Genomic DNA, 25,385 nt, shown 5'->3' on the forward strand with positions numbered 1-25,385 from the left:
TGAATGATTTTGAAAAATAGATTCATTTTTCTGATAACAGGTATAAGAAATAGAAATTGGTAAGAAAAATATCTTCTGTAGTATGATTAAACACAAGAGATGCAGTGAAGAAACAGGCAACATGAAAGAGAAAAGAAAGCAGGAGGGAATTTATGGAAAACAAAACAAAAACACAAAAGGAAAAGCGGCTGCCCCTGTTCTGGGAAGCGCTCATACCAATCGCTGCCCTGATTGTCTTACTGGTTTATGGAAAAGGAATTAAGAACTATTCTGTAGAGGCACTTCTCATAATTGCAGCAGCGATTGCCGCTATTATCGGGAAACGGACCGGACACACATGGGAGGATATGGAACAGGAGGTTGGCAACAAGATTAAATCAGCCTTTGGGGCAATTATGATTTTATTATCTGTCGGCCTGATTATCGGCAGCTGGATTCTGTCCGGCAGTATTCCGATGATGATCTATTATGGTGTGAAGATTATTAACCCACATATGCTTCTAACTACGGCGTTTGTCGTATGCGCTGTAATTTCGGTGGTTACAGGAACTTCGTGGGGGTCCGTCGGGACAATGGGCGTGGCGATCATGGGAATTGCCGGCGCACTTGGTGTGTCACTGCCTGTGGCGGCAGGTGCTGTGATCTCAGGAGCATACTTCGGGGATAAGATATCACCGCTGTCCGATACAACCAATCTGGCTCCTATGGTATCAGGCTGCTCTTTATACGACCATATTAAACATCAACTGTGGACGATAGTGCCTCCTACCATTATCTGCCTGATCGTTTATACTGTTCTGGGACTCAGCGGAAGTGTTACCGGTTCAGTTAATGCAGAAAATGTGGAACTTATGCTCGGACAGCTGGATCAATTATTTAATTTTAATATTTTCCTTCTTTTGCCGGCAGTCATTGTGCTGGGAGGTTCTCTGCTGCGTCTGCCAACTACTCCGATCATGGTCATCTCGGTAGGCGTTGCCAGTGTGGAAAGCATGATCTTCCAGCATGCGTCACTGGGTGATGTGTTATCCGCGATGATCAATGGATTTAATCTGGACTTACTTCATGTTCCGGGTTTCGATATGGTGGGCGTCGTACCTGAAATTAATACCCTGCTTGTGCGGGGAGGGCTGTCCAGTATGATGAGTACCATTCAGCTGCTTCTGGTAGCCCTGACATTTGCAGGGATTCTAGTTGCATCGGGCAGTACAGAGGTCCTGCTTGGAAAACTGCTCCAGTGTGTTAAGAGTACAGGCGGCCTGATTGCGTCAACTCTGTTTGCTACAGCCGGACTGGCGTTTACGGTTGGTTCAACCTATCTTACGATCATCCTTCCGGGTGAATTATTCCGGGATGTATATAAAAAAAGAGGGCTGGCGGCTGAAAACCTTTCACGGTCTTTGGAGGATGCCGGCACAGTGATTATGCCACTGGTTCCCTGGTCGACAAGCGGAGTCTTTATGGCATCTACATTAGGAGTTTCGGTAATATCTTATCTGCCGTGGTCATTTTTATGCTATTTGTGCATCATATTTGCACTTATTTATGGATTCACCGGTATCGGTATTAAAAAGATACCGGAAGGAGAAAAGACTGCTGGGCAAAGTTAGTTTATGCAAAGGAGAATGATTATGAATGCAGGAGAAGTATTAGCCATCGGATGGCGGGGCAGCTATGAGGATCTTTGTTTTACCGGACACATTCTGGTAGTAGATTCTAATGGAAAAATCGTATACAGTGCAGGAGATCCGGAAAAGATTGTGTTTGCCCGGTCCTCTGCCAAACTTTTTCAGGCAATGGTTGTTCTGGAAAGTGGCGCTTCCGATTATTATGGCATTACAAATAAGGAGTTATCTTTAATCTGTTCGTCGCACAGCGGTGAAGATTATCATGTGGAGGCAGTACGGGAGATCTTAAAAAAAGCGGGACTGGACGAAAGCTATCTGCAGTGCGGCACGCACTACCCTATGTATCAGCCGCTTGCGGATAAGATGCACCGTGAAGGGACCGAGCCTATTCCGGCACAGGAAATGTGCTCTGGTAAACACGCAGGCATGCTGGTCACTTCGAAATATCTGGGAGATAGCCTGGATGATTATTATCTGCCATCTCATCCCCACCAGCAGAGGATTCTAAAAACGATCAGCGAGATGTGCGATTATCCCGTAGAAAAGATCGGGCTTGGTATTGATGGCTGCGGGGTTCCGGTCCATGCTATGCCAATGTACCATTTTGCACTTGGATTTGCACGAATGAGCCGTCCGGAAGTTCTACAGGAAAAACGCAGGAAAGCGTCCGAAAGAATTGTGGAGGCGATTCAGGAGTACCCCCTTTATATCTCTGGCACAGGACGTCCCGATGCAAGGATTAACGCCCTGTCCCGCAAAAATGTGTTCAGCAAGTCTGGTGCAGATGGATACTATGGGCTTGGTATCAAAGATAAGGGGCTTGGTATCGCAATTAAGCTGGACTGCGGTATCGGTCCGGTCAGGGACTCGGTTGTCGTGGAGACACTGCGCCAGCTGGGGGAAATACAGGATAATGAACTGGAGAATTTCATTCCCGAGACGGAGATGAATGTCTATAATTTCAAGAAAGAAATCGTGGGACAGACACACTGCTGTTTTAAGCTTAAGAGGGTATAACTGTCTGATGGGGGGAGATATGAGTGGCTATGAATGACAGAGATAAAGGAAAAGTGAAGAAGAGCGGAGGGAGTATTCTTGTTATCATGGCCGGAATCTTGTGGGCGACAATGGGGATTTTTGTCCGGCAGCTTACCGGATATGGCCTTACGGCCATCCAGATATCCACCCTCAGGCTGACAGTGGCGGCGATGGGATATATAGTGATTATGCTGATAAAGTATCCTGTAGAATTTCGGATTTCCTGGAAAGATATCCCCCTGTTTATAAGTTTGGGAGTGTGCGGACTCGCAATTGTTACATGTACCAATTTTACTGCCATCCAGATGATGTCGATGTCGACGGCATCCATTCTGATGTACACTTCCCCTATATGGGTGATGCTGATGTCGATCGTGTTTTTTCATGAAAAGGTGACTAAAAGAAAGCTGGCAGCCCTGAGCATGGCATTTCTCGGATGTATACTGGTATCGGGCAGCGGAGGAGGCCTTGTGACACCGTCCGGCATCCTGCTTGGAATCATATCTGGCATTTCTTATGGTTCCTACAGTATTATAGGGACAATCGCCCTGCGGAAATATCCTCCGCTTGTGGTAACTACCTATAGTTTTCTATTTGCGGCAATTGCTATGTGCATTATCTCCAGACCCTCGGAGTTTGTAGTCATTTTTACTACATCTCCGGGACGTCCGGGCCTGCTGGCTTGGTCTGTGGCACTGGGGGTTGTTACAGCTCTTGTCCCACATTTGATATATACGATAGGACTAAAGACGACGCCTGCAAGTAAAGCTGCAATCCTCGCAACGATTGAACCGATGATGACCACACTTTTTGGCGCGGTTCTCTACAGCGAACCACTGACGATGGGGGCTGCACTTGGGATTCTCTGTATTCTGGGAGCCGTTATGATTCTTAATTTAAGCGTATCAGAAAAATAAAATAATGCCTCGGAAACAGTCGTTTACGATTCCGTATAATGGGAATGATATGAACAAATATAATTCTCAGGAGGAAAAGTATGTACAGATTGAGTCCGGAAGATCTTCTTTCATTTGAAAAACATTTGACTGAAGAAGAAAAAAGTAAGGCAACCACTGAAAAATATTTGAGGGATATCCGTTGCTTTAGACGTTTTCTACAGGATGGGGACATCAGCAAAGAGCAGACGATTGCATATAAAAAGTACCTGTTAGAAAGATATGCTCCCTCTAGTGTGAATTCCATGCTGGTATCACTTAATTGTTTTCTGCGTTATGCCGGTAAACAGGAATTCTGTGTGAAATTATTGAAGGTCCAGAGGCAGATCTTTGCCACGGAAGATAAAGAACTGACCAGGCAGGAGTACCAGCGCCTTGTAAAAGCGGCCGGGGATACACGGATGTCATATATTATCAGGACTATCTGCGGTACGGGAATCAGGGTAAGTGAACTGGAATATATCACGGCAGAGGCTGTCAGGGCCGGTAAGGCCACTGTCCGGTGTAAAAGCAAAACAAGGGTCATCTTCATACCGGCAATGGTACAAAAAATATTATTTAAGTTCATAAAAAAAACCGGTCACAAAACCGGCCCTGTATTTGTGAGTAGAAGTGGGAAACCTCTCAGCCGGAAAAATATCTGGAGGGATATGAAAGCATTGTGTTTAAAAGCGAAAGTGGCTGAGAATAAGGTTTTTCCACATAATCTCCGCCATTTATTTGCGAGAACATTTTACTCTGTTGAGAAAGATATCGTGAGGCTGGCTGATCTGCTGGGACACAGCAGCATTAACACGACCCGGGTGTATACGATAGAAACAGGTGAACAGCATATGGATTGTTTGGATCGTGTACAAATGTGTCTGATGACATAATGTCAATTATGTCATCCAGTATGTCATTTATATAGTAAATATCTTTGATTATTATAGCATTGACGGACTGTCAGCTCAACTTTGGACAGAGAAAATGAAAGAAAATAATAAGATTTACATATGTGTAATATTTCGTTTCACTGAAATGGGCACAAAAATGAAGCCATCAAGCGGACCTTGAAAAGCGGTGGCTTCATTTTTGCGCCTCTTTTTGCAATTTTATTGGCGGCATTCAATCTTTAGTAATCTGACCATACTGATATGAAGACATAATTGACATTATGTCTTCCGGTGCGGGAGGATAAAATGGAGTCGAGAATATACAGGAAACAAACCTGGGATGAATGGTATCTGTGTGCGAAAGATTATTTTGAAGAACATGGGGATCTGCTTGTGCCCTCCAATTATATAACAGCGGACGGCTATCGTCTGGGACGTTGGATTGAGCGGCAGCGGGCGCGGTTTAATGGGCTTCTTGCCAGCCCAATCTATCATGATGAACAAATTGCCCTGGAAAGTATCGGGATGGTCTGGAAGCTGGAGGACAGACTTGAATGGGACAAATGGATTTCTCTGGCAGAAGGGTATTATCGGCAATATGGAAATCTGGAAGTTAATACCGAATATGTAGCAGATGGGTACCGGCTCGGGTATTGGCTTAGGGAACAGAGGAAAAAGCGGAAATCCGGGAAATTGACGGAAAAGCAGATTAGAGATTTGGACCGGTACAAAATGATCTGGAGCTGCTATGAAAGAAGGAGCTGGAATAACTGGTATTCTATGGCAGAAGAATATTTTCTGGAAAACGGGAATCTGCTGATTCCGCTGAGTTATAGGACTAAGGGAGGGGAACGGCTGGGAATATGGATTTTTGTCCAGCGGGAAAGGTACAGCCAGAAAGGAGGGCGCAAGCCTCTTAACAAGGAACAGATTCAGGCACTAGAGAGGATTTTGATGGTCTGGGAACTTGATAATGTGCGGGAGGAAAAGTGGACGGCCATGTATCAGTGGGTAAGTGAATATAAAAGAGAATATGGCCGTCTGCCTCTGGGAAGAGAATTGAAGGCTCCGGACGGGCGAAGTATGGGAAACTGGATATCTGTGCAAAGAAAGGCTCTGAAGCAGGGGAAGATGTCTGTGGCTAAAGCAAAGCAGCTGGAGACTCTGGAAATCTGAGCAATCAGCGTCCTGATGAAAGCGTATCCGGTGATTTATAAGTTGTATCCCGGAGCCTGTTTGTGGTATCATACCCATAATGACGATTTGATTATTAGGTTAGAATTATAAAGAGGAAAAGGCTATGCAGTCAATATTAATTATAGAAGATGATCCCAATATCAATAACATGGTTGCTGAATATCTACAGGAGAACAATTACACGTGTACCCAGGCGTTTTCAGGCAGTGAAGGTGCACTGCGTTTTTCGATGGAGACTTATGACCTGATTCTGCTGGACCTGATGCTCCCAGGGCAGACGGGGGAAGAGTTGATTCATACATTTGCAGGTAAAGTTCCGGTCATTGTGCTCTCTGCAAAAAATGAGCTGGACAGTAAAGTAGAGCTGCTCTCGTCGGGAGCTAATGACTATATCTGTAAACCCTTTGATCTTCGTGAACTTCTTGTGCGCATTCAGGTACAGCTTCGCAGTTCGCAGTCATTTGATTCAGGGAGTATCCTTCATTATAAGGAATGGACGCTCAGCCCGGATACTCAGGAGATGACCGTTGCAGGAAAGAATATAGATTTTACAAAACATGAATTTAAAATACTGGAATTATTATGCAAGCATCCGAAAAAGGTATTTACCAAACAGGTGATCTATGAATATGCATGGGGTGACGAGTATTTTATAGAAGATAAGACGATCAATGTACACATCAGTAATATCCGTTCAAAACTGAAACCAACTGGGACGGAAACTTATATCCAGACTGTATGGGGGATGGGCTTTAAACTTTCTTAAACTTTTCTTTGCGCTTTTTGAATTTTGTGGGGCTACACTATAATTACATCAAAGGATGAGAGTGTGTTTCGAGAAGGAATGCGCTCTGAAGCAAAGAAAGGAGCTGCCATGAATACAGAATATGCAGTCAGAACGAAAAATTTAAGTAAGATATACGGCGCGAAAGCAGCCGTGAGCCATCTCAATATGGAAGTAAGAGCGGGTGATATCTACGGCTTTATCGGCCGCAATGGTTCCGGCAAGTCTACCACACTGAAAATGTGCTGCGGGCTCGTCCATCCCACGGAGGGGGAAATCTCTCTTTATGGTTTGCCTGTAAAGAACCAGACAGCACGGCGCAGAGTCGGAATGCTTATAGAGGATGCGGGCCTGTATCCCCATATGACGGCCAGAGATAACATGATCCTGAAGGCAAAGTGCCTGGGGCTCACGGATGAAAAGAGTGTAGATAAGATTCTGGAGCTTATGAATCTGTCTCATACAGGAAAAAAGAAGATCCGGCAGTTTTCAATGGGAATGAAACAGAGGCTGGGAATCGCGATGGCCCTTCTCGGTAATCCAGACCTTCTGATTCTTGATGAGCCGATCAATGGTCTGGACCCGGAGGGGATCAGGGAAGTCAGGGAAAGTCTCATCAGGCTGAATGAAGAAGCGGGGAAGACGATCCTGATTAGTTCGCATATCCTGGGGGAACTCAGTAAACTTGCAACCTGTTACGGGATTATCAAGGAGGGGGAGCTGATCCAGCAGATTTCCAGAGAAAAATTAGAAGAGAAGTGTAAAGATTATCTGGAGCTTCAAGTGGACAATGCGGATAGAACCGCGGCGCTTTTGTCAGAACATTATCCCAAGATTCATTATGAAGTATCTGGCAGAAACCAGCTTCAGGTTTTTGATTTCACGGAATCGGGCCTGCTTACGGCAATGCTTGTACAGAACGGGATTCTTGTTCATTCGTGCAGCCTGCACAGGATGGATTTGGAACAGTATTTTCTGGAACTGATGGAAGGGGGTGCGCAGTATGCTTAATCTTCTTCGCACGGACCTATACCGTGTCTTCCGCAGCAAAAGTTTTTATATATGTTTTGGGATACTCGTATTTATCAATATCGTGACCTTTGGCATCCTGTTTATCATCACAAATCCATCGACCAGAGACCTGATCCTCCAGTTCGGGGCAGAGCTTTCAGCAGATGCCTCCGACATTGAGTCATCTCTGGCAAATACAACGATTCTGGAGATATTCCGGCAGGGAACAGTGAGCGGCGGCTTTCTTTCCGTTACGACAGGGGTTTTTGGTGCACTCTTTATATGCATGGATTTCGAGAGTGGGTTTATTAAGAACATTATGGCTGCCCATGAGAATAAGTGGGATTATGTTCTGGGTAAAGCAGGTACTTTCTTCATTGTTAATTTCCTGTACCTTACAGGTACTTTTCTGGTTACGCTGCTGTTAAATATTATCAGCGGAGGCTTTTTTGAATATTCAGGGTTAGAAGACATTCTGTATTATCTGTTCTCAGCCTGGGTTATCGTAAATGCTTTCTCAGCACTCATAATGCTAATCTGCATGATTACCCGCAGTAAGGCGGCGGGGGTAGCCGGGGCCATCTGTTTAAACAGCGGACTCGTCGTTATGATACTCAGCAGTGTGTTCGGACTGTTTGGACTAGGGTGGATTTTTGACTACAGTTTATATTTGACTCTTGCTTCTCTGCCAAGTGCGTTTCAGGGAGAATATGGTTTGAGGCCATTTATTACCGGAGCTGCTTTTTTTGTACTGTATACTGTTATCAGCGAGATTGTGCTGTCAAGAAAAGATATTTAAGGAGGTTAGATGCGGATGAAATTTCTGATTGCAGTACTGCTTATTGTGACTGCAGTACTGTCTGCCCTGATTATCCTCTATATCAGGGAGGTTAAGCATCTGTATAAGCAGCTTGACCAGCTGGAAGCGGGCAGCCATATAGAGCTGACCTCGAACACAAGGAACCGGGCATTTTTGCGGCTTTATACGAAACTGAACCATATCTTTGTGGATGTCAGCGGCGAAAAACAGAAATATCTGCGGTCCCAGACAGAACTGAAACAGTCTATATCCAATATTGCGCATGATATCCGAACCCCGCTTACCAGTGCGTCGGGTTACCTGCAGATGCTGCAGGACTGTACGGAATCTGAGAAGCAGCTTCGCTATGAGCGGATTATTGAAAGACGGATTGCGGAACTAAAGGATATGCTGGAGGAATTGTTTTTATATACGAAGCTTACCAGCGGTGAGTTTTCACCCGACTGCCGCAGGACTGCGGTGTTCCCGATTCTGAGTGACTGTATGATTGGCCTGTTTCATGTGTTCGAGGAGAAACAAATAGAACCGGATATCCGGTTTGAGAATGAAGAAATCTGTGTCTTCGCAGCAGAGGAAATTCTTGGCCGCATCTTCCGTAATCTGATCAATAACGCATTGATACATGGTTTGGGCGGACTGAGTATTGTCCAGAAGGGGACGGCGTTTACGTTTTCGAACCCGGTGCAGAATGCTTCTGTAATTGACCCTGACAGAATCTTCGACCGATTCTATAAAGCTGACCCGGCCCGGCAGAAACATTCTTCCGGGCTGGGCCTTGCGATTGTAAAGGAACTGTGTGGGAAGATAGGTGGAACAGCAGAAGCGGCCATTGTGGACGGGCAGTTTCTGGCGATCACCGTCCGTTTTCAGCCGGCAGATGAATAAGCTGCCGGCTATCGGTATGTATATTGGTTTTAGGCGAGTCTGGCATAAAGTATGAGGAGAGATAAGTATGAATGTAATAAGAAAGACAGGGAGAAGAGTCCGGAGGTTCGGAATACGTAATTCGGTCTATATTGAGAGAACCGTTCTGGTATTATTATGTTTAGGGCTGTGTCTATTTCATTATAATGTCAGGGAGTATAGAGCGGATACGGTCGTATTTAAGAGCTATCTGGAACAATATGGATTTCTGGATTTCCTTATCTGGCGTTCACAGACATGGTCAGGCAGGCTGATTCTGGAGGGGGCGCTTTATATTATACTGAAACAGCCCTATGTGGTGTTTGCTGTTTTGGACGGTCTGATTATTCTGGGAACGGTATATGCACTGCGGTCGCTGCTTGCGTGGAAACGGTTTGAAACAACTGTATTTATGGCACTGTTGTTTATATTTCCGGCAGATGGCCTTGTCGAAGTCGGGATCCAGCCCGGTGCGATTAACTATATCTGGGCGCTGGCTGCTGCAATTGCTGCCCTAATTCCAATTAGAATGCTGTTTCAGGACCAGAAAGTCAAATGGTATCACTATGCAGGATATGGCGCCGCGGCACTATTTGGCTGTAATATGGAGCAGACAGCTGCAATTGTTTTTTGTTTCTATTTTTTGGCTGCTGTATATTTCTTTCAGCTTAGGAAGGTTAAGCCAATCCTGTTTTCTCAAATGGCAGTCAGCCTTTTATCTTTAGTTTTTCTAATGACCTGCAAGGGGAATGCGGCGAGGCTTGAGCAGGAGATTTCTTCTTACTGGCACGGGTTTGGGGAACTATCCGTAATTGATAAGCTCTGGAACGGCTGGATTACTACAGTCAATTACTTTTATGCCGCGAGGGATATTCCATTTATTTTATTTATAGTGGTTCTATGTGTGTGGCTTTGGATGAAATATCGAAGAGTGAACATATTTACTGTGTGCGGAACTATACCATTTTTGTACCGGGCCGGCATCTGGGCAGGGAAAATTCCAGATGCTCTGTTTGGCACGCAAATTCGGAAATGGACTGCCAGTGTATATTATGAAAATGGCGATCTGGAGGCACCGCCCCTGCCGGTCTATCCACAGATTATATTGTATACGATACTTACACTGATGATTCTGGTGGCTGTCTGTGGAAGCTTTATGTCTGCAAGAAAGACTCTGTTATTGGTTCTCATCTTATCGGCCGGACTTGCCACACGCCTGCTCATGGGATTTTCACCGACTCTGCTTGCATCAGGGACCAGAACATTCTTCTTTATGGATACAGCGCTGTGTATCGGAATTGTCTGGTATATCAGAGAAATATGGGATTTATTAATATCAGTTAATTTCAATTAAAAGCTTGTTATAATCTGACAAAATAAGTATAATAGTAGTAAGAACTGATGGACGTAAATCATGCAGGAAGGAGCTGAATGAATATGTCAAAGAATGTAATCATCACAATCGGGCGGCAGTTTGGAAGCGGCGGACGTGAAATCGGGTCGATGCTTGCGGAAAGATTGAATCTCCCGCTGTATGACAAAAATCTGGTGGAACTGGCGGCGGAGAAACTGGACATCAGCGAGGATACAGCAGATTCCGTAGATGAAACGGCTTTAAGCGGGTTTTTATCTACATATGCCTATGCACCCGGAACGATTATGCCGTATGTAGGGAGAGTGGATTATCTCGAGCCGATCAATGATAAGATGTTCTATGCACAGGCAGGGATTATACGTGAACTGGCGAAAAAGGGACCTGCAATCTTTATCGGAAGATGTGCCGACTATGTACTGGATGGAAAGGCGGAATGCCTTAATGTTTTTATCTGTGCAGACAAGACAGACAGGATTAAAAGGACAATGGAACTTTTTGACCTGACAGAGAAGAAGGCCGCTGACAAGGTAAAAAAGATGGACAGAGAACGACGCTATTACTATGAGACATATACCGGAAAGGACTGGGGATCTGTCGGCTCCCACGATCTGGTCCTGAATGTAAGCAGAATGGGAATGGAACGGGCAGCAAAGGATCTGGAGCTGATATATAAAGGGATGATTGAGGATTAAGTGCAGTATATTTCCTGACATAGATGCCGTGCACAGGGGTGCACGGCATTTGCATGTGTAATAGTGGAAAGTTCTCTTAATAAGGTAGACATTATGAAAAGGATACGTTAAAATAATCACAGTATGTACAGTAAGATAAGGAAAAAGGGAGAGATTTTTCTATGTTAACAGGTATGAAGAAGCTATTCGCCCCGGTAGATATGACTGAAGGGAATCCGGGTAAGAAGATTGTGGCATTCACAATCCCGATGCTGATCGGCAATATTGCCCAGCAGCTATATAATACAGCAGACAGCATCATTGTAGGCAGGTTCGTAGGGGACAATGCACTGGCAGCAGTTGGAAGTGCAGGACCTATACTGAACCTGCTGCTTGTGTTGTTCGTTGGGATTTCTGTCGGGGTCGGAATCATGGTGTCGCAGTATTTTGGCGCGAAGCAGAGAGAAGCGCTGTCAAAAACAATCGGATGCTGTATTACGCTGACGGTTATTACAACGGTTCTTGTCATGGCGGTTACCCCGTTTGTTACAATGCCGCTTCTAAGACTTTTGCGTACGCCGGACAGTATCATCGGGTGGTGCAATAATTATCTGATGATCTTGTTCATGGGAATTGTAGGGTGTGCCTTTTATAACATCCTGGGTGGTATTTTAAGAGGTCTGGGAGATTCCGTTTCCGCCCTGGTGTATCTCCTCGTTGCGACAGTTATCAACATTGTTTTAGACTACATATTTGTGGCGAAGTTCGGACTTGGGGTGGCCGGAGTTGCACTGGCTACAGTAATTGCCCAGATGATCTCTGCGGTTTTATCATTTATGAAATTATGCCGGATGAAAGAGGTTTTTGATATGAAAAAAGAATATCTGATTCCGGAGAAGAAGTATTCCTGGGACCTGGTCCGTCTGGGACTGCCATCCGGTGTGACTCAGGCAATCTTTTCTTTGTCCATGATTGTTGTGCAGTCACTGACTAACAGTTTTGGGGAATTGTTTATAGCGGCCAATGTCATTGTCATGCGTGTGGATGGATTCGCGATGATGCCGGCATTCTCGTTTGGGACTGCGATGACGACATATTCCGGACAAAATGTAGGCGCCAGAAAGATGGACAGAGTGGTCAAAGGAGCAAGGCAGGGAACCGGGATAGCGGTGATGACATCGGCCGTGATTACGCTCCTGATTCTATTATTCGGACGATACCTGATGGCGATCTTTACAGAGACGCCGGAACTCGTGGAATTAAGCTTTTCTATGATGAAGATACTGGCAGCCGGTTATATAGCGATGGAAGTGACGCAGTGCCTGTCCGGTGTTATGAGAGGTGCCGGAGATACGGTTACTCCAATGTGGATTTCAATGGTGACGACGGTTGTCATCCGCGTGCCTCTTGCCTACGGTCTGGCATATTTTACAAGATCAGCTGCACATCCAAATGGAGACAGTGCGTGTATCTTTATCTCTCTCCTGATATCATGGGTACTCGGGGCATGTATTACATTTATTTGTTACCGCGCGGGACGATGGAAGAAAAAAGTGATTGCGGATTAAAAGGAAAACATAGAGAAAGGGCGGCGGTCAGGGAAAAAATCAATTTCTGACCGTCAAGATACTACATGACGAAATCATACAAATATACTATTTATTCCTGCTATGTAGGATATATTACTCAGGCAATAGTTAACAATTTAGGACCGCTTCTGTTCCTTACTTTTCAGCAGCAGTTTTCGATTTCTGTTGAGAGGATTGGATTCCTTATCACAATGAATTTCGGAATCCAGTTGATCGTAGATCTGCTTGCCGCAAAATATGTGGACAGGATTGGCTACCGTGTCTGCATGGTATTTGCGCACTTTATGGCAGCAGCAGGACTGATCGGGATGGGGATCTTCCCATTTTTGTTTCCCACCCCTTATGCGGGATTAATGGCGGCGATTACCCTAAACGGAATTGGCGGTGGGCTGCTGGAGGTACTGGTAAGCCCGATTGTTGAGGCTGCGCCGACGGGGGCAAAAGAGAAGGCAATGAGCCTTCTGCATTCCTTTTACTGCTTCGGGCATGTGGGAGTCGTAATTCTGTCTACATTGGGATTCAAGCTCATAGGAATGGAAAACTGGAGATATCTCCCGATGATCTGGGCGGTTCTGCCATTTTTGAATGCATTTGTTTTTATGAGGGTTCCGATCCGCGTACTGGTCGAGGAAGAGAACCGTATTCCAATTAAAAAGCTTTTGTCCATGCGGATATTCTGGCTGTTCTTTGTTCTGATGCTGTGTGCCGGGGCTTCCGAGCAGGCAATGTCCCAGTGGGCATCCTATTTTGCCGAGAGCAGCCTGCATGTTTCTAAAACAGTGGGAGACCTGCTCGGGCCCTGTTCCTTTGCGCTTCTGATGGGAGTGTCCCGTGTCTTTTACGGGAAATGCGGAGAACGGATTAAACTGGAGAAGTTTATATTTATGAGCAGTGTGCTCTGCGTCGCAAGCTATCTGCTGGCGGTTTTTGCACCGATACCGATTGTCAGTCTTCTTGGCTGTGCCCTCTGCGGGCTCTCTGTCGGGATCATGTGGCCCGGTACTTTCAGTATAGCTGCCAGAGAATGCGCACAGGGTGGAACCGCCATGTTTGCTTTTCTTGCCCTTGCAGGGGATGCCGGCTGCATGTCCGGCCCGGGGCTTGTTGGTGTGGTAGCTGACCATACCTCGAAATGGGGACTGAAGGGTGGCTTATTTGCAGCAATTATCTTCCCGGTGTGCATCGCGGCAATATTTTTGATAAGAAAAGAAAAAAAGAATGCTCCTGCTTAGGAGAATTAAAAAATCCCCGGTGATTCATTTGCCGGGGATTTCTTTTTATAATGAATATAATATGTTAACTGTCTAATTATTTTTTGGAAGAAATTATTAAAAAACTGTGAAATCTATCACTTTATATTGACTTTTTTATATAATACTACTAATATAACCGTTAGACGTCTAACTAATTTACGGTTAGCGGTGTTTTGAAAATGCTTAAAGAAAGGAGCGCTGAGGATGAATTGTGACATGGAGCATATGCCTACTGTGGGAATTATGGGCCAGATTATGCATTTGAGTATGAAGAAAGCGACCCAGTTATTCGATAAGTTTGATTTAAAGCCGGGTCAGGCGGGGATACTTTTTATGCTGAATAAGTCGGGCGGCCTTTCACAGCGGGAGATGGCGAAGTTTATGAATGTGACACCACCGTCGATTACGAATACAATCCAGAAGATGGAAAAGATGGACTATATCAGGCGGAGCCCGGATGAAAAGGATCAAAGGATTATGCGGCTTAGTCTGACTGAAAAAGGGGAAGCCTGTCTTAAGAATATTAAAACCGTGGCGGCAGAGATGGATGAACAGATATTCAACGGGCTGAGTCAGGAAGAAAAGCTGCTGATGAGAAGACTCTTACTGCAGATGAGAGATAACCTCATGGAAATATCTTGAAAATAACGGGGTATGCATAGAACAGGGCTTAGAATAATGAAGCACCCTACAGGCACTATCACGATGACATAAGACAAGAATGAAGAAAGGATAGGGATTATGAAGAAATTATTCAAGTATATGGGAATGTACTGGAAAGCAATGATTGCGATTCTGGCAGTTCTCGTTGTGCAGGCATATTGTGATCTTTCGCTACCTGCATATACATCCGATATAGTAAATGTCGGAATCCAGCAGGGCGGTATTGACGAATCAATACCGGACGCGATTGCACAGAAGGATATGGATAAGCTGTTGCTGTTTGTAAGCAGTGATGATGCAGAGACGGTAAAGGATGCCTATGAACTGAAAGATAAGGATACAGGATATGATTACGACGGAGCTGTTTATGTACTGAAAGACAAGACAGCAGAAGACGAGAAGCTGATGGAAAAGCTGTCAGATATTCTCGGAAAGCCGATGCTTTTTGTGTCCGGGATAGATTCAGGCAGTGATACCACGAAGAAGATGGAAAATTCCATGAAGGAGAATATGAAATCTGCCATTCAGGAACAGGCTGACCAGAAGATGGAAGAGGCAAAGCAGCAGATGGCGGATGCCCAGAACCAGATGACGGATGAGCAGAAGGCTGCACTCGCTGCAAACCCTGAGTTAGCTGACCAGATGATGGAACAGCAGCAACAGGCGGCAGAACAGATGCAGAAGGAAGCGCAGGAAAAGATTGACGAGCAGTTGAAAAAGATAGACAAAGCGGATATTTTTGAACTGTTTGAGCTCGTTCCGGATGAGCAGCGTGCCCAGATCGTTGACAAGATGAGTGAGCAGATGGACGACATGCCCGAAACAATGGTAGAACAGGCTGCTACGCTTTATATAAAGGAAGTATATGGGAACCTGAATATTGATACGGCCCATCTCCAGTCCTCCTATATATTGGGGACCGGTGGTAAGATGCTGGCACTGGCGCTGCTGGGGATGATAGCGAGTGTGCTTGTAGGATTTATGGCTTCCCGCGTCGGCGCGACAGCAGGGCGTGACTTGAGAGGCAGGGTATTCAGAAAAGTGGTAGGATTCTCCAATAATGAGTTTGACCATTTTTCAACAGCGTCTCTGATCACAAGAAGTACCAATGACATCCAGCAGATTCAGATGCTTGTTGTCATGCTGCTTCGAATGGTCTTGTATGCACCGATTATGGCAGTCGGAGGTATCTACAAGGTATTCCAGACGAATGTATCTATGTCATGGATTATCGGTCTGGCAGTCCTCCTGATTGGTCTGGTTATACTCGTACTCTTTACAGTTGCTATGCCGAAATTCAAGATATTACAGAAGCTGGTTGATAAACTGAATCTCGTAACAAGAGAAATCCTGACCGGTCTGTCTGTTATCCGTGCTTTCAGTACGGAGAAGCATGAAGAAGAACGGTTTGATAAAGCAAATATTGACCTGACAAAGACGAACCTGTTTGTTAACCGTGCCATGACATTCATGATGCCTGTTATGATGGTGATTATGAATGGAATCTCCGTGTTGATCGTCTGGACAGGTGCACATGGAATCAGTGACGGGCAGATGCAGGTAGGAGATATGATGGCATTTATCCAGTATACAATGCAGATCATCTTTAGTTTCCTGATGCTGTGCATGATTTCGATTATGCTCCCGAGGGCAGCCGTATCAGCAGAGCGTGTGGATGAAGTTCTGACAAGTAAGACAATGATCCATGATCCGAAGGAACCTGAAAAACTTCCGGATGACCTTGATGGAGTCCTGAAATTTGATCATGTATCCTTCCGCTATCCGGGAGCAAGCGAGGATGTACTTCGTAATATTACATTCGAGGCTCGTCCGGGTGAGACGACAGCCATAATAGGAAGTACCGGCAGCGGTAAGTCCACACTGGTCAATTTGATCCCGAGATTCTATGATGTAACGGAAGGTGAGATTACGCTTGACGGCATAGATATCCGCAATATTTCACAGCACGAACTGCGTGAGAAACTGGGGTATGTTCCTCAAAAGGGAGTTCTTTTCTCGGGAGATATCGCATCGAATATCATGTTTGGCAATCCGGATGGTTCAGACGCGGAGATGGAAGAGGCGGCAGAAATCGCCCAGGCAACAGAGTTTATCGACGCAAAACCGAAGAAGTATAACAGCACGATTGCCCAGGGCGGTTCCAACGTATCTGGCGGACAGAAGCAGAGACTTTCTATAGCAAGAGCAATTGCAAAGCATCCGAATCTCTTCATCTTTGATGACAGTTTTTCGGCTCTGGATTACAAGACAGATGTTTCTCTCAGAAGGGCATTGAAGGAAAAGACAGCAAACAGTACCGTGCTCATTGTCGCACAGCGTATCAGTACGATCTTACATGCGGAACAGATTATCGTTCTGGATGACGGAGAAGTTGCCGGTATCGGTACCCACAGAGAACTACTCAAGAAATGTGAGGTTTATCAGCAGATCGCGGCATCTCAGCTGTCAGAGGCAGAATTAAAAGAAGGTCTGGAAGGAAAGGAGGAGAGCAGCCATGAGTAAAAACACGAGAAGAGGCATGGGCGGACATGGTCCCGGCAGGGGAATGGTACCGGGAGAAAAGCCGAAGGATCTGAAAGGCACGATGAAAAAGTTACTCGGATACATGAAGGTTTATAAGTTCCAGCTGTTTTTCGTCCTTATATTTGCAGTCGGAGGTACAATTTTTAATATTGTAGGGCCGAAGATTTTAGGAAAAGCAACAACAGAAATATTCAACGGACTCGTTAGCAAGGTTTCCGGCGAAGGCGGGATGGATTTCGAAAAGATCGGAAGAATCCTTTTATTCACGCTGAGTCTTTATGTAATAAGTGCATTATTCTCATTTGTACAGGGCTACATTATGACAGGCATATCTCAGAAGATGACTTACCGCCTGAGAAGAGAAATCTCATTGAAGATCAACCGTATGCCGATGAATTACTTTGATACAAAGACACACGGGGAAGTCCTTTCACGTGTGACAAATGATATCGATACGCTGGGGCAGAGCCTGAACCAGAGTGCTACACAGATGATCACATCTGTTACAACAATCATAGGGGTCTTCATCATGATGCTGTCCATCAGCCCGCTGATGACAGTTGTGGCCCTGCTGATCCTGCCGATATCCATAGGACTGATATCCATCATTATGAAACGTTCGCAGAAATATTTCCGCGGACAGCAGGAATATCTGGGAAATGTAAACGGACAGGTGGAAGAGGTTTACGGCGGACATAACATTATCAAAGCATTTAATAAGGAAGAAGATGTTATAACCGAATTTGATGAGACGAATAATAAGCTGTACGATTCCGCATGGAAATCCCAGTTTATATCTGGTATGATGATGCCGATCATGCAGTTTGTCGGAAATCTGGGGTATGTCGTAGTTGCAATCCTGGGCGGATACCTCGTAATCAAGGATGCGATCGAAGTCGGTGATATCCAGTCCTTTATCCAGTATGTGCGTAACTTTACACAGCCGATCCAGCAGGTTGCACAGGTGGCAAATATGCTTCAGTCAACCGCAGCGGCTTCCGAGCGTGTATTTGAGTTCCTTGATGAAGACGAAGAGGACCAGACTGTTGAGAATGCAGTATCTGTTGAAGGACTGAAAGGAAATGTGGAATTTGACCACGTACACTTCGGATATAACCCGGAGAAGATCATAATCAATGATTTCTCTGCAAAAGTAAAAGAGGGGCAGAAGATTGCAATTGTCGGGCCGACAGGAGCCGGAAAGACAACAATGATCAAGCTGCTTATGCGGTTCTATGACGTGAATTCCGGTGCAATCCTGATAGATGGTCATGATGTCAAGGATTTCAACAGAAGCGAGCTGAGGCAGATGTTTGGTATGGTGCTTCAGGACACATGGCTGTTCCACGGAAGCATTAAAGATAATATCCGCTACGGAAAACTGGATGCGACAGATGAAGAAGTCATAGAGGCAGCGAAAGCGGCACGTGTCCATCGTTTTGTCCAGACACTGCCGGGCGGTTATGATATGGAACTGAATGAAGAGGCGAGCAATGTATCTCAGGGACAGAAGCAGCTGCTTACAATCGCGAGGGCGATTCTGGCTGATCCAAAGATCCTGATCCTTGACGAGGCCACCAGTTCTGTTGATACGAGGACAGAGATCCAGATCCAGAAAGCAATGGATACCCTCATGAGAGGCAGAACAAGTTTTGTTATCGCACACAGACTTTCTACAATCAGGGATGCAGATATGATCCTTGTTATGAAAGACGGAGATATCGTAGAAATGGGTAACCATGACGAACTGATTGCGAAGAACGGGTTCTATGCGGACCTTTATAACTCGCAATTTGAGAAAACAACAAGTATTGCTTAAGTAAAGATGCACCCAGAGGGGGATGAAACATAATTCTAAAGAATATGTTTCATCCCCCTCTGAATGTCTTTTTTTAATAAAACTGCATATTGTCAGCATTATGAAAAAGCTGGATAATCTTTGTGTATGAATGCATCGTGTACCATATTAATTAGATGGATTAAGTCGAATACAGGGACTTTTGCGGTTTCCTGAATAACCTTTGCGTAAGCGGGGATGTTGGTACACTCAATTAGAATTGCACCGATATCAGGATGTTCATTCATTAGTTTCTCAGTGATCTTTATATGTTCTTCCCGGCAGACATCGATATCCATTGAAGGCTGGTTCTGCATGATTGCTGTAAAGAATTCTCTTTCTCCTTCCAGTCCGATTACGGCAGTTGGTATATTCTGCGCACCGCTTGATTGAAAGTGAACTGGTTTCAAGCCGCTTCCATCTGCGGTTATTATTCCTACTATTTTTCCCGGCGGCAGCATGTGGTAAATAAGCGGCAGAAGTGCAAGGGCAGAGGGGATAACAGGTATGCTGACAGCAGATTTCAGGCGTTCGTGGAAAATAGAAAGATAGCCGCACCCAAGAGCGATTGCTGATACACCTGCACTTTCAAGCTCCCTTGCAGCATCGGTAAATGGCTCTAAGTCTTCATCTGTAATATCCTCGGCAATCTTATCAGGGAGAGCACCGTGTACAACCCGGTATAATACCGGGAAATCAAAAGTAGCTGCATTTCCGATGTCACCCGGTATTCGCGGAAACTGCATATCCAGCATGATGATACCGATTGAAAAACCATATATATTTTTTTTACCTGTTACGATAGTACCCATGTTAGTCCTCCTTTATGAGCATATTTAAAGGTTACCTGATTTTTCTGCGCAGGCGAGCATTGCTTGAAACATAGCACTTCGGAAGCCCTTTTCTTCTAACACCCTTACTGCTTCAATTGTAGAACCGCCAGGAGTGCATACCATATCTTTTAAATCAGCTGGGTGTTTGTTGGTTTCAAGTACCATTCTGGCACTTCCGACCAGAGTTTGTGCGGCCATATCGTATGCTTCCTGTCTGGGAATGCCACTATAGACTGCGGCATCGGCCATTGCCTCTATTAACATAAAGATACATGCCGGAGAACAGCCAGACAGCGCTGAAGCTGCATCAAATAGATTTTCAGGAATCACTTTTGCAAGACCAAAACTTTCTAATATGGTAAGTATTTTCGTAAAATCATTTCTTGTAACAAGATCATTCGCACATACAGATGTTACACCTGCACCGATTAATGCAGGTGTATTCGGCATACACCGTATTATTTTAACTGGCCGGTCAAAGGCATGCTCCAGCCGCTTGATCGTCCACCCGGCGGCTATTGTTATAATCATCTGGTCCTCCGTCACGGTTTCGCGGATCTGTTCAATTACTGTCTGATAAATTTGTGGTTTGACTGCGAGTAAGATAATCTCTGCCTGTGCTGCCAGTGTTTGGTTATCGGGTGCTTCTGTAACTTTAAAACACTGTTTTAAAGACTGGACTGCTTCTTTTGCGGAATCTGATACTATGATTTCGTCCGGTTCAAAGACACCACCCTGGATGATTCCTCTGATGATAGCTCTTCCCATATTTCCGCATCCAATAAAGCCTATTTTTTTCATCTATTGGTCCTCCATATCTCTATTTAGATTATTTTTCATGTGCAGCATTCTCTTTCTTTTTCCTCATGAGTTCATAATAGGGCAGTTCGGGTACATGCTCTGGAACTGCTGGTTTGCGGATGAATCTGGTGTAGAGAAATGGAAATGCATATAGAATTGCCACCCATCCGCATACAGTAAACACGACATTTAAAATCTGGTCGAAAGCACCTACCTGGCTGATTACAAATCCTACAATTACTACGATTACAATGGCATATTTATAATTTTTCGAACCTTCTTTTGCAAATGTGTTAGTCAGTGCAAAAACTTCCGGCAAAGTTGTTGTGTAAATCGCAAACATAAGAATCAGACCGAATACACCTGCAATCGCCATTCCCATATTTTGTGCCAAAGCCAGATTAGGAACCTGGACACCGTCAAGTATAGAAGCATTCGAGATCATAGAAAGTGTGCTAATTGTCTGGACGGATATGAAAAAAATAGCACCTATAATACAGGACCCAACGGTGTCTTCTGTTGTTTCACCGTCATTTGCTGCACATGCATGCCAATACGGCATCTGGAAAAAAATACACATGGTTGTATACAGGAAACAGCTCCATGCAAAGTTACTGCTTATGGAGAGGTGAGTAGACTCCTGAAGAAATTTTGCACCGGCAGCGATACCGTCTGTGGGGTTTACAAGAGCTAAAACTGCAATAAGGATTACAAATACCATAATAATAGGTCCCAGTATGCCGTTTATATTCAACAGTCTCTTGAACCCGAACAGACATGTGATTAAAACAGCAATTGCCAGAACAACGCGCCCGATCTGGTCGCTTACACCAAAATATTGAGCTACATTTGCACCTGCTCCGGCGATCATAGTGGCACACATGGCAAGCAGATAAGCAATGTTAAATATCCAGAGAATTTTACCTATTACTTTGCCACAGTAATGGGTATAGACATCATCCAGTGTTTTTAGGCCGTATTTTCTGGTGTCTATGATTACCATACATCCAAATATGAACGTGATGACTTGGGTAACCCAAAGGCCAACCAGACTGCCGGGACCGTGAACTACGAAATATTGAGTCAGTTCCTGCCCTGTGCCAAATCCTGAACCGGCAGAAAGCGCACAGTATGCTCCTCCCAGAAATAAAATTTTACCAATATGGATATTTTTTTTATTCATAAAAGTATCTCCCTTCTCTTCTCATTAAATGTTCTGAAGCTGACTATAAGTTCCTTTCAGCGTATTATAGGTGTTTACATACACCTGATATACATGATTATATTTTTCTACATGTTCAGGGATCGGATCTGTTTTAATAGCATCGCTGAGCCAAGTATCATAGAATGCGGATACATCTGTAAAGATTTCTGCGCCCATAGCAGCAATATAGGCTCCGGCAAATGTCTCATCGGCTCCGGGAACATAAGTCTGGGATACGTTCAGACAATCACTGGTAATCTGACGCCACAGTGAACTTTTGGCTCCTCCGCCTCCTACGGCCAGTCTTTTGACAGGGATTTTTTGGCCCCTTGTATCCAGAATCTCTAATGCATGGCGTACGGAAAGACAGAAAGACTCCATGATAGCCCGGTATAAATGAGGAACTTTGTGGTGCAGTCCCAGTCCGTAGAACACTCCCCTTGCAAGGGGATCGTCCGTGATTGTACGTTCTCCGGTCACGTGTGGGAGAAAAAGAAGCCGTTCGGAGCCAATGGGAATGTCCTCTGCCAGTCGGTCAAGATATTGCAGGGGCTTCATCCCCTTGCTTTCTGCCTGTTCACATTCTTTCCCAGCAAAGTTTTCGCAGAACCACTCGAGCAGGACGCCACTGACGGGAAAAAGCGGACCGAGAAGAACAGGATCACCCGGCAGTCCAACCAGAGCAGGGGCATATAAAAAGCAATCTGCCGGTTTAGTGCATGCAAGCATGGTTCCTACAGTTCCAAAATATAGAACTGCATCTCCTTCGCTGCGCAGACCGGAGGCCATCTGAGACAGATAAAAATCACCGGTGCCGACAAGTACTTTTGTGTGTGGAAGCAGTCCGGTTGTCTCTGCAGCTTCTTGTGTAAGGGTGCCGGCGATTTCCAATGGGGAATATACATCCGGCAATTCACACTGTGTCAAGCCTAATTTATCAAAATTTTCCCGGACATAACATCTGCTTTCCTGATCAAACAAAGGGGTCATCCAACAGGAAGTATTAAAATCAATACAGTAATGGCCGGTTAGCCGATAACACAAGTAACTGTGCGCGAAGAATACTTTTTTAATCCGGCTGAATATTTCAGGCTCATTTTCGCGGACCCAGATCAGATGAGGCAGCAGATAGGTATTAACACCAACGTGGTTCCACGGTATGAGGCCGAAATCTTCCAATTTTCCTTCTGGTATCCGGCCGTCAGACTGCGTGATGCCCATGCGGAGCGGTGTTCCGTTTTCATCTGTGATACCCAGGGAAGGAGACATACCGCTGAGCATCACCGACTGAACAGATGCCGGATCAACACCGGACTTTTCGAGGACAGCGCGTATACAATTCACTCCGTCTCCCCACCAGTTATCTTCCATATCATGTTCTGACCATCCAATAACGGTTGATTTCATTAGGTGCATGATAGAATGCTGTGCAAGCAGTTTTCCTTCTTCGGTTACAAGAGATGCTTTACAGTTTGTAGTTCCGACATCACAGCTGATAAATGTACGCATTTTTATACCTCCTTTAAAATTTCTTATTTATTTTCTTCATATATCCTCATTGCTTCCTCTACGGAGGCATCTGAATGTACGATAGCCACAACTGCGCGTGTCATTGCGGTGATATTCTTATCTTCCCAAATCTGTCGTCCGAAACATGTTCCGGCAGCCCCGGCATCCATTGCGTCTCGCAGAAGCTGTAACGTGTCCTCTGGAGTCTTGCATTTACTCCCACCTGCAAGAATAACCGGGACTGGGCAGCAGGATGTTACTAGTTTAAAACTTTCTTTGTCACCGGTATAATCGGTTTTGATCATATCCGCACCGAACTCAGCAGCAATCCGGCATTCCGATGCAACTACATCGGGATCATAAGAGCTTGGGACCTTGTCTCCGGGGACAGCATGCATTTCTGCTATTGTCGGCATAGAATACTTATCTCCCTCGGCAGCAATTTTTCCAATATTTGCCAAGGTTGGACCGTCTATCGGAAGTCCCGGGAAGGAATAAGATATAACTCCATCAGCCCCTGCACGCAGTGCATCTTCCACGGTAAATACCTGATACCAGCTGGTGTATTCTTCCCAGTCTTCATAAAAGCGTGTTGATCCGGTATCAAGCCTCATGATTTTTCGTATTCTTCCGTCTAATAAATCTCGGTAATGCTTGATGACACCATAGGAAGTCATAACTGCATCTGCCCCGCCTTCAATAATGGCTTCTATGACCGGGGCGGGATTTCTTAAAGCAGCATAGGAAATACCGTTCATACGGGCATGGTCCATGGCTACCATTACAACTTTTCCGTCTGGTTTTAAAATGTGGTTCATCGTTGATTTTACTGGCATATTCATAAGTCGTATTTCTCCATTCAAATATTAGTATTGTGGTCCTGCTATATAATTTTAAATTCTTTTTTCAGGAAGATCAGGGATTCTTTCAAATCTTTGTCCATAGTTTTTTCTTCCTCACCATAAGAAAGGTCTCTCCAGACTTTAATATCATCTCCAACCTGGCAATTGTGGAGTACAAATGGTTCCAATACGATATCGTCCTGATAATTAATGTCATGAAGGGCACTGCCAATTTCTTTCCACGGGATGTGTCCTTTTCCGGGAACCCTTCTGTTGGCTTCTCCGATATGCATATGTCCTAAATGCCGGCCTGCCAGTCGGATTGCCTCCCCTATATTATCTTCTTCAATATTCATGTGGAAAGAATCCAGCATAACATATACATTATCTTTGCCTACATCTTTCACATATGATACCGCTTCTTCAGAAGTGTTCAGGAGATAACATTCATAGCGGTTTGCTACTTCCAACATAAGTTTAATATTATGGGAAGCCGCTGCATCGGCAATTTTACGCAGACTTACAATGCTTCGTTCTCTTGTCCCCTCTTTGTCAATACCTTCTGAAAAGTCTACCGGCCAGTATCCATACATCATACCTGCTAACTTATGTATGTTTGCCCTGTCCAGACATTCAAAGGTGCGCTTAAGGTAATCAATTCCTGCTTCTCTGACATTCGGATCTTTTGATGCAGTATCATATTTTTTAGTCAGCCCACTCCCGGCGGTCAGCCGGATTCCTTCTTCTTCAGCCGTGGATTTCAGATATTCCAGTTTTTCCGGTTCTAATGCGGCAAGATCAATTGCATTTAATTCCAGAACATCAAACCCTAATTCTTTACTTTTCTTGCATTTTCTGCACATTTCTTCGAATGTGTCGTTCCAATTTTTGGTCCAGTAGTTGGCATATATGCCAAATTTCATAAAAATCCCTCCTTTTACTTTCGGATTTTGTTTGATTTGCTTACATGATACTCCAACAATTTGGTAATGTCAATAAAAACAAAATAAAAAACAAAAATAACAAAAAATAACCAAATATCATCTTGACAT

At 44.7% G+C, this 25,385-nt stretch carries 22 protein-coding genes; 16 read left to right on the plus strand and 6 right to left on the minus strand.

Annotated elements, in window-relative coordinates; genetic code table 11:
* The first annotated feature begins 152 nt into the window (after nt 1-152).
* The 16 genes from nhaC (at nt 153) to DWX43_RS00590 (ending at nt 19,126) form a co-directional block, all read left to right on the plus strand.
* Nucleotides 153-1,610, plus strand: coding sequence for a Na+/H+ antiporter NhaC (gene nhaC / locus DWX43_RS00515; protein WP_118618139.1), 1,458 nt, complete (start codon nt 153-155; stop codon nt 1,608-1,610).
* A 21-nt stretch (nt 1,611-1,631) separates the two neighbouring features.
* The gene (locus tag DWX43_RS00520) at nt 1,632-2,645 is read left to right on the plus strand and encodes an asparaginase (protein WP_182440583.1); all 1,014 of its coding nucleotides are present in this window, start codon (nt 1,632-1,634) and stop codon (nt 2,643-2,645) included.
* Between the two features lie 29 nt (nt 2,646-2,674).
* Nucleotides 2,675-3,583: a DMT family transporter gene (locus DWX43_RS00525; RefSeq protein ID WP_118618143.1), complete on the plus strand. Its 909-nt coding sequence runs from the start codon at nt 2,675-2,677 to the stop codon at nt 3,581-3,583.
* A gap of 80 nt (nt 3,584-3,663) precedes the next feature.
* On the plus strand, nt 3,664-4,497 hold the full coding sequence (locus DWX43_RS00530; RefSeq protein ID WP_118618145.1) for a tyrosine-type recombinase/integrase: 834 nt from the start codon (nt 3,664-3,666) through the stop codon (nt 4,495-4,497).
* 306 nt (nt 4,498-4,803) lie between these two features.
* Nucleotides 4,804-5,673 carry a helicase associated domain-containing protein gene (locus DWX43_RS00535; RefSeq protein WP_118618147.1) on the plus strand — a complete coding sequence of 290 codons (870 nt, stop codon included), beginning with the start codon at nt 4,804-4,806 and terminating at the stop codon, nt 5,671-5,673.
* A 124-nt stretch (nt 5,674-5,797) separates the two neighbouring features.
* Nucleotides 5,798-6,460: a response regulator transcription factor gene (locus DWX43_RS00540; RefSeq protein ID WP_109732996.1), complete on the plus strand. Its 663-nt coding sequence runs from the start codon at nt 5,798-5,800 to the stop codon at nt 6,458-6,460.
* Nucleotides 6,461-6,568: 108 nt separating this feature from the next.
* On the plus strand, nt 6,569-7,489 hold the full coding sequence (locus tag DWX43_RS00545; RefSeq protein ID WP_118618502.1) for an ABC transporter ATP-binding protein: 921 nt from the start codon (nt 6,569-6,571) through the stop codon (nt 7,487-7,489).
* Nucleotides 7,482-8,288, plus strand: a complete 807-nt coding sequence (locus tag DWX43_RS00550) for an ABC transporter permease subunit (protein WP_118618149.1) — start codon at nt 7,482-7,484, stop codon at nt 8,286-8,288. The genes DWX43_RS00545 and DWX43_RS00550 overlap by 8 nt, the downstream gene beginning before the upstream one ends.
* A gap of 9 nt (nt 8,289-8,297) precedes the next feature.
* On the plus strand, nt 8,298-9,194 hold the full coding sequence (locus tag DWX43_RS00555) for a HAMP domain-containing sensor histidine kinase (RefSeq protein WP_118618151.1): 897 nt from the start codon (nt 8,298-8,300) through the stop codon (nt 9,192-9,194).
* A 67-nt stretch (nt 9,195-9,261) separates the two neighbouring features.
* Nucleotides 9,262-10,566: a DUF6056 family protein gene (locus DWX43_RS00560; RefSeq protein ID WP_118618153.1), complete on the plus strand. Its 1,305-nt coding sequence runs from the start codon at nt 9,262-9,264 to the stop codon at nt 10,564-10,566.
* Nucleotides 10,567-10,649: 83 nt separating this feature from the next.
* Nucleotides 10,650-11,279 carry a cytidylate kinase-like family protein gene (locus tag DWX43_RS00565; RefSeq protein WP_118618504.1) on the plus strand — a complete coding sequence of 210 codons (630 nt, stop codon included), beginning with the start codon at nt 10,650-10,652 and terminating at the stop codon, nt 11,277-11,279.
* A 161-nt stretch (nt 11,280-11,440) separates the two neighbouring features.
* The gene (locus tag DWX43_RS00570) at nt 11,441-12,826 is read left to right on the plus strand and encodes an MATE family efflux transporter (RefSeq protein WP_109733000.1); all 1,386 of its coding nucleotides are present in this window, start codon (nt 11,441-11,443) and stop codon (nt 12,824-12,826) included.
* 65 nt (nt 12,827-12,891) lie between these two features.
* Complete coding sequence (locus DWX43_RS00575; protein ID WP_118618155.1) at nt 12,892-14,079, plus strand: MFS transporter; 1,188 nt, start codon at nt 12,892-12,894, stop codon at nt 14,077-14,079.
* Nucleotides 14,080-14,304: 225 nt separating this feature from the next.
* Nucleotides 14,305-14,742 carry a MarR family transcriptional regulator gene (locus DWX43_RS00580; RefSeq protein ID WP_118618157.1) on the plus strand — a complete coding sequence of 146 codons (438 nt, stop codon included), beginning with the start codon at nt 14,305-14,307 and terminating at the stop codon, nt 14,740-14,742.
* Nucleotides 14,743-14,841: 99 nt separating this feature from the next.
* Entirely contained in the window at nt 14,842-17,286 is a 2,445-nt protein-coding gene (locus DWX43_RS00585) for an ABC transporter ATP-binding protein (protein ID WP_109733008.1), read from the plus strand.
* Nucleotides 17,279-19,126 carry an ABC transporter ATP-binding protein gene (locus DWX43_RS00590; protein WP_118618159.1) on the plus strand — a complete coding sequence of 616 codons (1,848 nt, stop codon included), beginning with the start codon at nt 17,279-17,281 and terminating at the stop codon, nt 19,124-19,126. The genes DWX43_RS00585 and DWX43_RS00590 overlap by 8 nt, the downstream gene beginning before the upstream one ends.
* A gap of 98 nt (nt 19,127-19,224) precedes the next feature.
* Here DWX43_RS00590 and DWX43_RS00595 read toward each other — a convergent pair whose 3' ends face one another.
* The 6 genes from DWX43_RS00595 to DWX43_RS00620 are packed head-to-tail and all read right to left on the minus strand — an operon-like array spanning nt 19,225 to nt 25,256.
* Complete coding sequence (locus tag DWX43_RS00595) at nt 19,225-19,956, minus strand: aspartate/glutamate racemase family protein (protein ID WP_118618161.1); 732 nt, start codon at nt 19,954-19,956, stop codon at nt 19,225-19,227.
* A gap of 24 nt (nt 19,957-19,980) precedes the next feature.
* Nucleotides 19,981-20,778 carry a pyrroline-5-carboxylate reductase gene (gene proC, locus DWX43_RS00600; protein WP_118618163.1) on the minus strand — a complete coding sequence of 266 codons (798 nt, stop codon included), beginning with the start codon at nt 20,776-20,778 and terminating at the stop codon, nt 19,981-19,983.
* A gap of 28 nt (nt 20,779-20,806) precedes the next feature.
* The gene (locus tag DWX43_RS00605) at nt 20,807-21,961 is read right to left on the minus strand and encodes a hypothetical protein (RefSeq protein WP_118618165.1); all 1,155 of its coding nucleotides are present in this window, start codon (nt 21,959-21,961) and stop codon (nt 20,807-20,809) included.
* Between the two features lie 24 nt (nt 21,962-21,985).
* On the minus strand, nt 21,986-23,491 hold the full coding sequence (locus DWX43_RS00610; RefSeq protein ID WP_118618167.1) for an FGGY family carbohydrate kinase: 1,506 nt from the start codon (nt 23,489-23,491) through the stop codon (nt 21,986-21,988).
* 23 nt (nt 23,492-23,514) lie between these two features.
* On the minus strand, nt 23,515-24,333 hold the full coding sequence (locus DWX43_RS00615) for a fructose-bisphosphate aldolase (protein WP_118618169.1): 819 nt from the start codon (nt 24,331-24,333) through the stop codon (nt 23,515-23,517).
* Nucleotides 24,334-24,374: 41 nt separating this feature from the next.
* Nucleotides 24,375-25,256 carry a sugar phosphate isomerase/epimerase gene (locus tag DWX43_RS00620; RefSeq protein ID WP_118618171.1) on the minus strand — a complete coding sequence of 294 codons (882 nt, stop codon included), beginning with the start codon at nt 25,254-25,256 and terminating at the stop codon, nt 24,375-24,377.
* Between the last annotated feature and the right edge of the window lie 129 nt (nt 25,257-25,385).

It is taken from the genome of Clostridium sp. AF19-22AC (assembly GCF_003479085.1).
GTDB classification, from domain to species: Bacteria; Bacillota; Clostridia; order Lachnospirales; family Lachnospiraceae; genus Faecalicatena_A; species Faecalicatena_A orotica.

Bases quoted from the DNA above. Each gene is read 5' to 3' on its own strand.
- DWX43_RS00595 (WP_118618161.1), bottom strand. From the start codon at position 19,956: ATGGGTACTATCGTAACAGGTAAAAAAAATATATATGGTTTTTCAATC.
- nhaC (WP_118618139.1), top strand. From the start codon at position 153: ATGGAAAACAAAACAAAAACACAAAAGGAAAAGCGGCTGCCCCTGTTC.
- DWX43_RS00575 (WP_118618155.1), top strand. From the start codon at position 12,892: ATGACGAAATCATACAAATATACTATTTATTCCTGCTATGTAGGATAT.
- DWX43_RS00545 (WP_118618502.1), top strand. From the start codon at position 6,569: ATGAATACAGAATATGCAGTCAGAACGAAAAATTTAAGTAAGATATAC.
- DWX43_RS00525 (WP_118618143.1), top strand. From the start codon at position 2,675: ATGAATGACAGAGATAAAGGAAAAGTGAAGAAGAGCGGAGGGAGTATT.
- DWX43_RS00565 (WP_118618504.1), top strand. From the start codon at position 10,650: ATGTCAAAGAATGTAATCATCACAATCGGGCGGCAGTTTGGAAGCGGC.
- DWX43_RS00615 (WP_118618169.1), bottom strand. From the start codon at position 24,333: ATGAATATGCCAGTAAAATCAACGATGAACCACATTTTAAAACCAGAC.
- DWX43_RS00605 (WP_118618165.1), bottom strand. From the start codon at position 21,961: ATGAATAAAAAAAATATCCATATTGGTAAAATTTTATTTCTGGGAGGA.
- DWX43_RS00520 (WP_182440583.1), top strand. From the start codon at position 1,632: ATGAATGCAGGAGAAGTATTAGCCATCGGATGGCGGGGCAGCTATGAG.
- DWX43_RS00540 (WP_109732996.1), top strand. From the start codon at position 5,798: ATGCAGTCAATATTAATTATAGAAGATGATCCCAATATCAATAACATG.
- DWX43_RS00610 (WP_118618167.1), bottom strand. From the start codon at position 23,491: ATGCGTACATTTATCAGCTGTGATGTCGGAACTACAAACTGTAAAGCA.
- DWX43_RS00535 (WP_118618147.1), top strand. From the start codon at position 4,804: ATGGAGTCGAGAATATACAGGAAACAAACCTGGGATGAATGGTATCTG.
- DWX43_RS00580 (WP_118618157.1), top strand. From the start codon at position 14,305: ATGAATTGTGACATGGAGCATATGCCTACTGTGGGAATTATGGGCCAG.
- DWX43_RS00530 (WP_118618145.1), top strand. From the start codon at position 3,664: ATGTACAGATTGAGTCCGGAAGATCTTCTTTCATTTGAAAAACATTTG.
- DWX43_RS00620 (WP_118618171.1), bottom strand. From the start codon at position 25,256: ATGAAATTTGGCATATATGCCAACTACTGGACCAAAAATTGGAACGAC.
- DWX43_RS00570 (WP_109733000.1), top strand. From the start codon at position 11,441: ATGTTAACAGGTATGAAGAAGCTATTCGCCCCGGTAGATATGACTGAA.
- proC (WP_118618163.1), bottom strand. From the start codon at position 20,778: ATGAAAAAAATAGGCTTTATTGGATGCGGAAATATGGGAAGAGCTATC.
- DWX43_RS00585 (WP_109733008.1), top strand. From the start codon at position 14,842: ATGAAGAAATTATTCAAGTATATGGGAATGTACTGGAAAGCAATGATT.
- DWX43_RS00555 (WP_118618151.1), top strand. From the start codon at position 8,298: ATGCGGATGAAATTTCTGATTGCAGTACTGCTTATTGTGACTGCAGTA.
- DWX43_RS00590 (WP_118618159.1), top strand. From the start codon at position 17,279: ATGAGTAAAAACACGAGAAGAGGCATGGGCGGACATGGTCCCGGCAGG.
- DWX43_RS00560 (WP_118618153.1), top strand. From the start codon at position 9,262: ATGAATGTAATAAGAAAGACAGGGAGAAGAGTCCGGAGGTTCGGAATA.
- DWX43_RS00550 (WP_118618149.1), top strand. From the start codon at position 7,482: ATGCTTAATCTTCTTCGCACGGACCTATACCGTGTCTTCCGCAGCAAA.